Genomic DNA, 7,833 nt, shown 5'->3' with positions numbered 1-7,833 from the left:
TGATGCATCTCTTCTTACATGCCACGGCTTGATAACTCCGCTGACTCGCAACAACCTCACCAATGGCGGTTGAATTGCCTGGACTTCGACTCTGTTACCAGCCTCGTCAGTCAGGAGGTTCATAATTAACGGAGCGATACCAGCACTTCAGGATCACGACAATCCCTATGGCCTATAAGATTCTCTGTGTACGCTTCACCCAGATTGTTCGATTGGTTGTGGCTGCGCCACTGAAAAGCATCGGCTAATCCCTATCTCCGCCTTGGGCGCAACACTCGATACGGGTGACTGGTTAGGCCTTACCCGACGGGGACTTTCACCCCGCAAGATGCATCAAGCTTCGCTTGACGCACTAGCAGCTTAATATGCGTCAAATCGCCGCCTTTCACCCTGACCGAACCTGCCGCATATCTGCTTGATATCGGATCTTGCTCATGTATGTTTTTTCAAATGTATCAGTGCATTAAGGAAGGATCAACCGCACTGATTGTTCCGTTGTCAACATGAAAGGCGGCTCTGTTCTGCAGAAAAGGCGGCAACGCCGCGAGTGGTAGACTTCAATGACCGGAATTGGCGCCGAAGCGAGCTAACACAGAGTCATGGCCCTAAGCCTGGAGTCGCTGCCTGGTTGACAGGCAGCGCACGCCACGAAGGAGTCATTGGGAGTTTCAATGAACGCTTGGGTCAGGTGCGCCGTAGGCGTCACCTGGACCCACTTGTTATACGCGTAATACAAAATTACTGTGGTTTAGTTTTGCTTTCTAGCATTACTAAATATTTATCAAATCGCCTTTGTCGTGTTTCAGGTTTCTTTGCACTCAGCAAAGCCTGCGCTATGACGTACTTACTGGACTTTGTGAGGGTGTTGAAAAACTCTTTTGCATGAGGTTTGGCATCGAGTGCTGTAACAAAGTCTTCAGGCACAGACATTTCACTGGTTTTATAAGCTGCATCCCATCGTCCATCAGCTTTAGCAGAACGAACATGAGCCATTCCTGTTTCTTGCATCAAACCTGCGTCAATCAGAGACTCCACATGTTCAGTATTTCGTTTTGACCATGAACTCTTGCTTCGGCGAGGACTGAAGCGTTGAATATATGATTTATCGTCATATGATTTTTTGACTCCATCAATCCAACCCCAACAAAGAGCTGCTCTGACAGATTCTGACCAGTTTATAGATTCTATTCCTGACCCTTTTTTATAAATTCGAATCCATAGTTCTGAGCAATTATTGTGATGTTTTTTGAGCCAACCATAGAAGTCTTCTTCTGTTTTAAATGACTCGGTATTAGAAATGTCTATCTCAGCCATAGCACAACATTTTTCCAAAAGATGAATGCAAATAGATGCGGTATTTTACATTCTCGATGGTTTGTACGCTACCTGCTTAGCGTATAACGCTTAGTAGTGAGCCAAGGCACATTGTTTCAAACAACGAGCCTGGGCTTTTGTTCGCACTTCTGTGAACAGCATCCAAATCACCGTTAAATTACTGATAAAAATAGTTTAAATGACAAGCTATCAAGAGGCATCCTAAAACACAAGCCGGCTCGTTTTCGTCCACATTCAACTGTATGAAAAAACAGGCTGGACACAATCTCAGTGCCATTCTGCGAGAACGATTAGGTTTTGCATAGGCGTTCGATTTTTCTGGAAGTGAGGCTTAGCGCCGAATGACCGCTGCTGGCGCCAAGGCAGGCATCCATCATCAGGCTCCCGAAAGTCGCTGGGAGAGGGTCCACTGCTTAGGGGACTGCCCGTACAGCCGTTTGAACTCTCGGCTGAATTGTGAGGTGCTCAGGTACCCTACTTCCAGCGCTGCCTGGTTTACGTTCATGCCACCGGCTATCTTCATGGCGGCGTTATTCAGGCGCATAGACTTGACGTACTGAATGGGCGACATGGTGGTTGCCGCCTTAAATTTACGGTGAAACACCGCCCGGCTCATCCCCACCTGGGACGCCATCTCTTCAATGGTGACGGACTCGCCTAGACGAGTGGCGAGATAGTCAATGGCACGCCCAATGGCGTTGCCCACGCCAAATGCGCGCCTGGCGGAGTGCCCGGCCTCTCCTTTTAATATGGCGTAGTACAGCTCCCGAAGCCGGCTCTGGCCGAGTACCGCAGTATCGGTCGGACTGTCCCCGAGTTGCAGCAATCGCAACAGGGAGTCGGCAAACCCATCGTCCCATCGAGCGAGTGACAGCCCCTTAGGGTGTGAGTCGCCTTTGGGCTTTTGGATGACGCCCACGGCGCTTTCCATCTCCAGGGTCAATTCGGTAAGCACTCTGGTATCCAGAGAGATGTACACGCCCAATAGGGGGTTGTCAGGCGAAACATCTTGGGCTCCCGCTTCCACAGGCATCGACATGGTGCAACACAGGTAACGATTGCTGTCATAGTCATAGGCCTTGCCGTCTAAGATGGCTTTCTTGGCGCCACTGACGATGGCAATGACGCAAGGCTCATACACCGCAGGCGCACAGCGAACGGGCTCGGTGACCCGGAAGAGCTGCACCCCCTTTATACCGAAGTCCACCAGGCCGTCTTCACTGACTCTGCTTTCGATGATTTGTTTGATTAGGTCTCTGCTCATGGCTTCAAACTAGCACCACGAGACGTCCCACCCAACCCCATCGATACAAATAGGCACTATTTCGCGACTATAACGCCTAGTGAGTCCCATTCCTGACACATATAGTCTCTCCAGCGGGCCAGCATCCGCCGCCCTGTTGGGCGATTTACGCTGGTGTGAGTGATTGTTAGCAAAGCAAAACGCTCTTAGAGCAAAGGGTTAATTTACTTAGGATCGGGAGTTTAAGCTATGACCGCCGCACAACCATTTGGGCCCAAGGGCTGGACTCCAGAGCAGCTCGACAATCTGACCGACCAAACCTATGTCATTACTGGCGCTAATGCAGGGACAGGATTCCAGGCAACCCGACTTCTGCTGTCCAAAGGCGCAAGCGTGGTGATGATGAACCGCAATGTGCAAAAGTCAGCCGACGCCATTAAAGCGCTGAAGCAGGAGTTTGGCAGTAACGCCAAGGTGACTGTCATGCGCATGGATTTGGCACAGCTGGGCTCCGTGCGCGCAGCGGCGTCCGAGGTCTTAAAAACGGTTCCTCACATCGATGCGCTCTTGTGTAACGGCGCCATCGCCCAGATCGCCAAACAGGAGTTCACCGAGAACGGCTTCGAGAGCCAACTGGGGGTAAATCACTACGGTCACTTCCTGCTGTGTGGGCTGCTGTTCCAGCGCATTCAGGAGTCCAGGGGGCGCATCGTGGTGGTGGCCAGCGAGGGTTACAAGATGGGGCTGAAAACCATCCAGTTTGACGATATGAACTGGAACAGGAACTACCACCCTAACAAGACCTACTGCCACAGCAAATTGGCGCAGATGATGTTTGCCTATGAACTGCAGGACAAGATTCAGCAGGCAAACAAAGAGGTCGAGGTTTACGTATGCCACCCGGGCGCATCCAACACCTCGCTAATTCGCGACAGCGCCAGCTTGGCAACCAGGGTGACCTGGTCATTGATGGTGAAGATGGGCCTCGCTCAAACCGCGGAAAAAGGCGCCTATCCCGAAGTGATGTGTGCCACTGCACAACACCTGAACCAGCGCGCCTACTATGGCCCAACAGGCAGAATGAACTTCGGCGGCCCGGTGGGCCAGTGCAGGCTTGAACCCTTTGCTTTGGACAAACAGGTGCTCACAAAGCTGTGGGCGCTCTCCGAGAAAGAGACTGGCTTTAGCTGGCCAATCTAGTTCGACCCTCGCCACAGGGCTTGCCCCCGGCCTGGGGGGCCATCGGCGCCAAGGGCCTAAACCTCAAGTCCTGTCAGGGGCTGCGTCGGTTAGTGCCATAAGCGCCCTTTCCGGCGCAGGCCATGATGACGCCACAGAGCCTTGCCGGCTCTCAGATAAAAAGTAAATACGATGAAAAAAATAGTTTTAGCCATAGGAATCATGATGTTAAACCCAGCCACGCCATTCGCTAACGACCTGTACACAGCATCAGACGAGTCACTGGGTGTGGTTCAAGACCCAGAGGGAAACATCTACCGCACAGTGAAAATTGGCAACCAGGTGTGGATGGCGGAAAATCTCCGAAGCACCCGATTTCAGGACGGTTCGAAGATAAGGACCGCCTTTATTCCCAACGATGACGACAAAAACCTGTTGAAGTACGGTCGGCTGTACGACTGGCATGACGTAACAGATGAAAGAAACCTCTGCCCTGTCGGCTGGAGAGTGGCATCCGATGAGGACTGGAAGGAACTGGAACGAACCCTTGGCATGTCTGAGGCAGACCTGGACAAAAGGGGATGGCGAGGCGATGACGATATCGCCATCGCGCTCAAGGAAACACAGCCGGACACCGCCTTTAAAACATTCAATCAATCGCAGGTTAATCGGTTCAACTTCTTCGCACGACCGGCAGGCGCAAAGCTGAAGCATTGGTACATCGCCCAGGGAATGTACAGCGAGTTTTGGACAAGCAGTGATGAAACCGACAAGGATGCATTCAACCGAACACTGGCGCACTCGTGGTGGAATCCGCACAAGGGCGAAATCTATCGCACGGCCCTGTCAAAGCGCTACATGTTTTCAGTGAGATGTATAAAAAACTAGAAGCTGGCCGCCTAGGGCTTGCCCATGCAGGCGGCTTGCCGGCTTTTCGCCAGTTGAGCGTGGGCTTGCCGCTTAGTGGTTTCCATGGACACCCATGCTAACGACACCAGGCTTCGTTGATGACTACCCTTAGTGTTCATTCTCAACGAGCGAGAACAATGCCTAAGGCCAAAAGCCAGCAAATCAGCTTGGACGATGCCCGCTACTATCACTGCGTTAGCCGTTGCGTCCGGCGCGCCTTCCTCTGCGGCCAAGACCCGTATACCGGCCAATCTTACGAACATCGCCGGGAGTGGGTTCAAGAACCCTTGCTGTCTCTTGCGCAAGTGTTTGCGGTAGAAGTCATTGCCTTTGCCGTAATGATCAATCACACCCACGTGGTTCTGTACGTAAATGATTACTCGCCTGACCCTGCCCGATCAGAGCACATCAAAATGTCGATCAATATTGCTTCGACTGCCCATTCGTGGCCGCTAAATGGCCAATACCGAGCAACAACCCTCTATAAGGCGGCAGGGCCCCCTTCATTAGGCCAAATTGGGCTTTTAATCCACCCGCGGACTCAAACCAGTCAGTAGGCAGATCTCGACATTCTTACAATGAGTGTCTTTGATATTTATGTGCCGGGTCTCTCGCCCTATCAACGGCCGTCTTCACCTTGGCCGACTTCCCTGATGGCGACCGTGGAGAAGAAAACGGCCAACACCCACAGCAAAGGCCCCAGTGCCCCGGGTATCATAGGCAGGTAGCCGGGCAGCAACACGAAAGCGATGAAGCCAACATCGATTGCGCTGACGACGATCAAGTTGAGCCAGTAGCCCAGGCGACTGTTTTTCCAGTTGAGGTACAGGGCCACGACGATGCCGAATACGGCGAAGAACAGCAGGTTCCAAGCATCCTGGTAGATGCGACCCTGCACCATGCCGGCGTCGAGGGTCTGCCCGAGCAGAAAGACCCTTCTCGCCGCCTCGAGGTGCAATACGCCCCACAAGACGTAGGTAATTGCACCCAATTTCGCCCATACGTTGCTCATGGAAAACCTCCTAGGTCCCCCCGCGCCTCACAACAGAAAAAGACCAGACAGTGGGGGCCTCAGCCCTACTGCTCCCCATAGGTTCCAACAACATCTATGGGAGGCGCGGCAGAGAACCCTTACCCACCCTACTCCGTCGTGAAGGGGCGCGATCTGCATACCGGAACCGGGCCAACTCCCATCTGTAGCACTCACCGCCAGCCTGGCCACGCCGTGCCGAGCCGTCTTTACGGCCATTGCCGCAGCTCTGCCAATTAAACCTGGGACAGCGGACGGACGTTTTAGAAGCCCGAGACGCGCTCTATCAACCAATAGGCGGCGATTCCACCTATGCCATACGCTGGAACCTGCTTCATCCAGGCCGGCCACCTTCTCAGCATGTTGAGCATCATCAGCAGCGCCAGGCACGCGCCAACGAAGAGCAACTGCCCCAGTTCGACACCTAGGTTGAACATCAGCAGCGCCAACGGCACCTCGTGTTGAGGCAAGCCGAGGTCACCGAGTGCCCCGGCAAACCCGAAACCGTGCAGCAGGCCGAAGGCAAAGGCAACGCTCCAGGGATAGTCTGCGGTCAGGCTGGGGATCCCCCGGTTGACTTTGACCAGCTCGCCGGCGAGAAACAGGATGGACAGGGCGATCACCGCCTCCACCGGCGGCGCCGGTACCCACACCACCCCGAGCGTCGCCGCGGCGAGAGTGATGCTGTGGGCAACAGTGAACGACGTCACGGTGATCAGCAGTCGGCGGGCACCTCTGACCAGCAACATCAGTGCGAGGACGAAGGTCAGATGATCGAATCCGGACAGGATGTGCTCGACACCGAGCACCGCATAATCCTGGGCGATCTGCCAGCCACTGCGCTGGGCGACGACCTCCACCCAGGGCCGGCTCGGTCGGGCAATGGCCGTGGTTTCCTGGCCATCCAACCAGACGAAACGGACGAACACGTCGGTGATGGTAGACTCAAGGCCGACGAAGCGGATCACCGCCCCATCGGCCCGACCTTTGGACACCGCCACCAGTTGGCGGTGAAGCTGCGAGTCGGGCATCGACCTGACTGTGGGCGAACCGATCGCCTGCCAGCTCTCCGGCAGTCGCAGCTGCGCCGGATGCGGCTTGCGGTAGTAGAGGGGCGCGCGCCAGATCACTTCAAAGCGCTCCTGCGTGAGCTGTCGAAGCTCGAGGGAGCTGGGCTGCAGCTCATGGGCACGCACCTGTCCAGCCAGGATGCCAGTCAGCATCAGCACGCTAACCAATAGGAGGAGGCCGTTTCGCATCAACGCGCCTCACCGGTGACCGCGCCGGTCGGACTCTTGACCGAGGCCGCCGTCAAGGGCGCCACGGTAACCTGGTAGCCTTCGCGCAGTTTGAGGTAGGCCTGCTCCTTCTGGTGCTGCCGCTTCTCGGCAAGATAGTCACGCAGCACTTCGTCGTAGACCTCCTCGAGTGCTGGCTCTCGTGCCTGGATGCGCGACTCCACTTGCACCAGGTGGGCACCAAAGGGGGAATAGACGGGTCCGCTCCATACCTTCACCGGCAGCTCGGCCGCCTGAACGGCAAACCCGTCCCCGAAGTCACGGGCAATATCGCTTTGACGGACCTGGCGGTAGACTCGCGGCACAAACGTCGGATCACCTAGGTGGCCGGGAGCCGCGCCTTGTTGCAATCTGACCAGGAGTTGAGCGGCGTCCCGCTCGATATCTGGCCGCAAATCCGGATCCAGGTACACCTGCTGAAAGGAGAGCTCCGCCTCTCTTCGAAAACGGTCTGGATGGCGCCTGAGATATTCAGTGAGGAGGGCATCGCTCGGGTCCAGACTCAACAACTCCTCAAGCATGAACTCCAGCTTCATTCGCAAACGCCGGCGCACCAAGGGGTCATCTTGCTCGAGCCCCATCGCCAGGGCTTCACGATAGAAGATCTCCTCGCGCACGTAACCCTCTATCATGGCGCTGAGCTCCTCCTCGGTAGGTGGGCGCAGTCGGGTACGCTCAAAGTTGGCCGCCAACTGGGCCACCTCCCCCCCACTGACATGGAGCCGCTTAGGGGGCGCAGCCGCATTGTCAGTGGACCACTCGTAGTAGAGAAACAGCGCGAACCCGATAACCAGGAAGTGCAGCAAGGGTTCACGCCAGAGCGTGCTCATACTGGATAA

7 protein-coding genes and 1 pseudogene are annotated in these 7,833 nt (G+C 55.1%); 3 read left to right on the top strand and 5 right to left on the bottom strand.

Annotated features, from left to right (window positions below):
• Positions 1-738: 738 nt before the first annotated feature.
• Both G505_RS22795 and G505_RS0114190 read right to left on the bottom strand, forming a co-directional pair.
• Positions 739-1,314: a YdeI/OmpD-associated family protein gene (locus G505_RS22795; protein WP_084644004.1), complete on the bottom strand. Its 576-nt coding sequence runs from the start codon at positions 1,312-1,314 to the stop codon at positions 739-741.
• A 397-nt stretch (positions 1,315-1,711) separates the two neighbouring features.
• Complete coding sequence (locus G505_RS0114190) at positions 1,712-2,599, bottom strand: AraC family transcriptional regulator (RefSeq protein ID WP_028110157.1); 888 nt, start codon at positions 2,597-2,599, stop codon at positions 1,712-1,714.
• Between the two features lie 228 nt (positions 2,600-2,827).
• Here G505_RS0114190 and G505_RS0114185 point away from each other — a divergent pair, with 228 nt between their 5' ends.
• From G505_RS0114185 to G505_RS23375, 3 genes and pseudogenes are all read left to right on the top strand, one after another.
• Positions 2,828-3,778 (top strand): SDR family oxidoreductase, encoded by a 951-nt coding sequence (locus G505_RS0114185; RefSeq protein WP_028110156.1) that lies wholly within the window; start codon positions 2,828-2,830, stop codon positions 3,776-3,778.
• 171 nt (positions 3,779-3,949) lie between these two features.
• The gene (locus G505_RS0114180) at positions 3,950-4,645 is read left to right on the top strand and encodes a fibrobacter succinogenes major paralogous domain-containing protein (protein WP_051216249.1); all 696 of its coding nucleotides are present in this window, start codon (positions 3,950-3,952) and stop codon (positions 4,643-4,645) included.
• Positions 4,646-4,803: 158 nt separating this feature from the next.
• Positions 4,804-5,043: pseudogene (locus G505_RS23375) on the top strand (transposase); the annotation flags it as partial.
• Positions 5,044-5,285: 242 nt separating this feature from the next.
• Here G505_RS23375 and G505_RS0114170 read toward each other — a convergent pair.
• The 3 genes from G505_RS0114170 to G505_RS21635 form a co-directional block, all read right to left on the bottom strand.
• Entirely contained in the window at positions 5,286-5,678 is a 393-nt protein-coding gene (locus tag G505_RS0114170) for a hypothetical protein (protein WP_028110153.1), read from the bottom strand.
• 281 nt (positions 5,679-5,959) lie between these two features.
• Positions 5,960-6,955, bottom strand: a complete 996-nt coding sequence (locus G505_RS0114165) for a HupE/UreJ family protein (RefSeq protein WP_028110152.1) — start codon at positions 6,953-6,955, stop codon at positions 5,960-5,962.
• Positions 6,955-7,824 carry a peptidyl-prolyl cis-trans isomerase gene (locus G505_RS21635; RefSeq protein ID WP_169628223.1) on the bottom strand — a complete coding sequence of 290 codons (870 nt, stop codon included), beginning with the start codon at positions 7,822-7,824 and terminating at the stop codon, positions 6,955-6,957. Before G505_RS21635 ends, G505_RS0114165 begins: the two co-directional genes overlap by 1 nt.
• Positions 7,825-7,833: the final 9 nt, after the last annotated feature.

The sequence above is a fragment of the Ferrimonas futtsuensis DSM 18154 genome (genome assembly GCF_000422645.1).
GTDB classification, from domain to species: Bacteria; Pseudomonadota; Gammaproteobacteria; order Enterobacterales; family Shewanellaceae; genus Ferrimonas; species Ferrimonas futtsuensis.
Note: the sequence above shows the minus strand (reverse complement) of the source record. Positions and strands in the feature narration are given on the sequence as shown.

What these genes read in the sequence shown, in the direction of transcription:
- G505_RS22795 (WP_084644004.1), bottom strand. Translation starts at nt 1,314, where the DNA reads ATGGCTGAGATAGACATTTCTAATACCGAGTCATTTAAAACAGAAGAA.
- G505_RS0114190 (WP_028110157.1), bottom strand. Translation starts at nt 2,599, where the DNA reads ATGAGCAGAGACCTAATCAAACAAATCATCGAAAGCAGAGTCAGTGAA.
- G505_RS0114185 (WP_028110156.1), top strand. Translation starts at nt 2,828, where the DNA reads ATGACCGCCGCACAACCATTTGGGCCCAAGGGCTGGACTCCAGAGCAG.
- G505_RS0114180 (WP_051216249.1), top strand. Translation starts at nt 3,950, where the DNA reads ATGAAAAAAATAGTTTTAGCCATAGGAATCATGATGTTAAACCCAGCC.
- G505_RS0114170 (WP_028110153.1), bottom strand. Translation starts at nt 5,678, where the DNA reads ATGAGCAACGTATGGGCGAAATTGGGTGCAATTACCTACGTCTTGTGG.
- G505_RS0114165 (WP_028110152.1), bottom strand. Translation starts at nt 6,955, where the DNA reads ATGCGAAACGGCCTCCTCCTATTGGTTAGCGTGCTGATGCTGACTGGC.
- G505_RS21635 (WP_169628223.1), bottom strand. Translation starts at nt 7,824, where the DNA reads ATGAGCACGCTCTGGCGTGAACCCTTGCTGCACTTCCTGGTTATCGGG.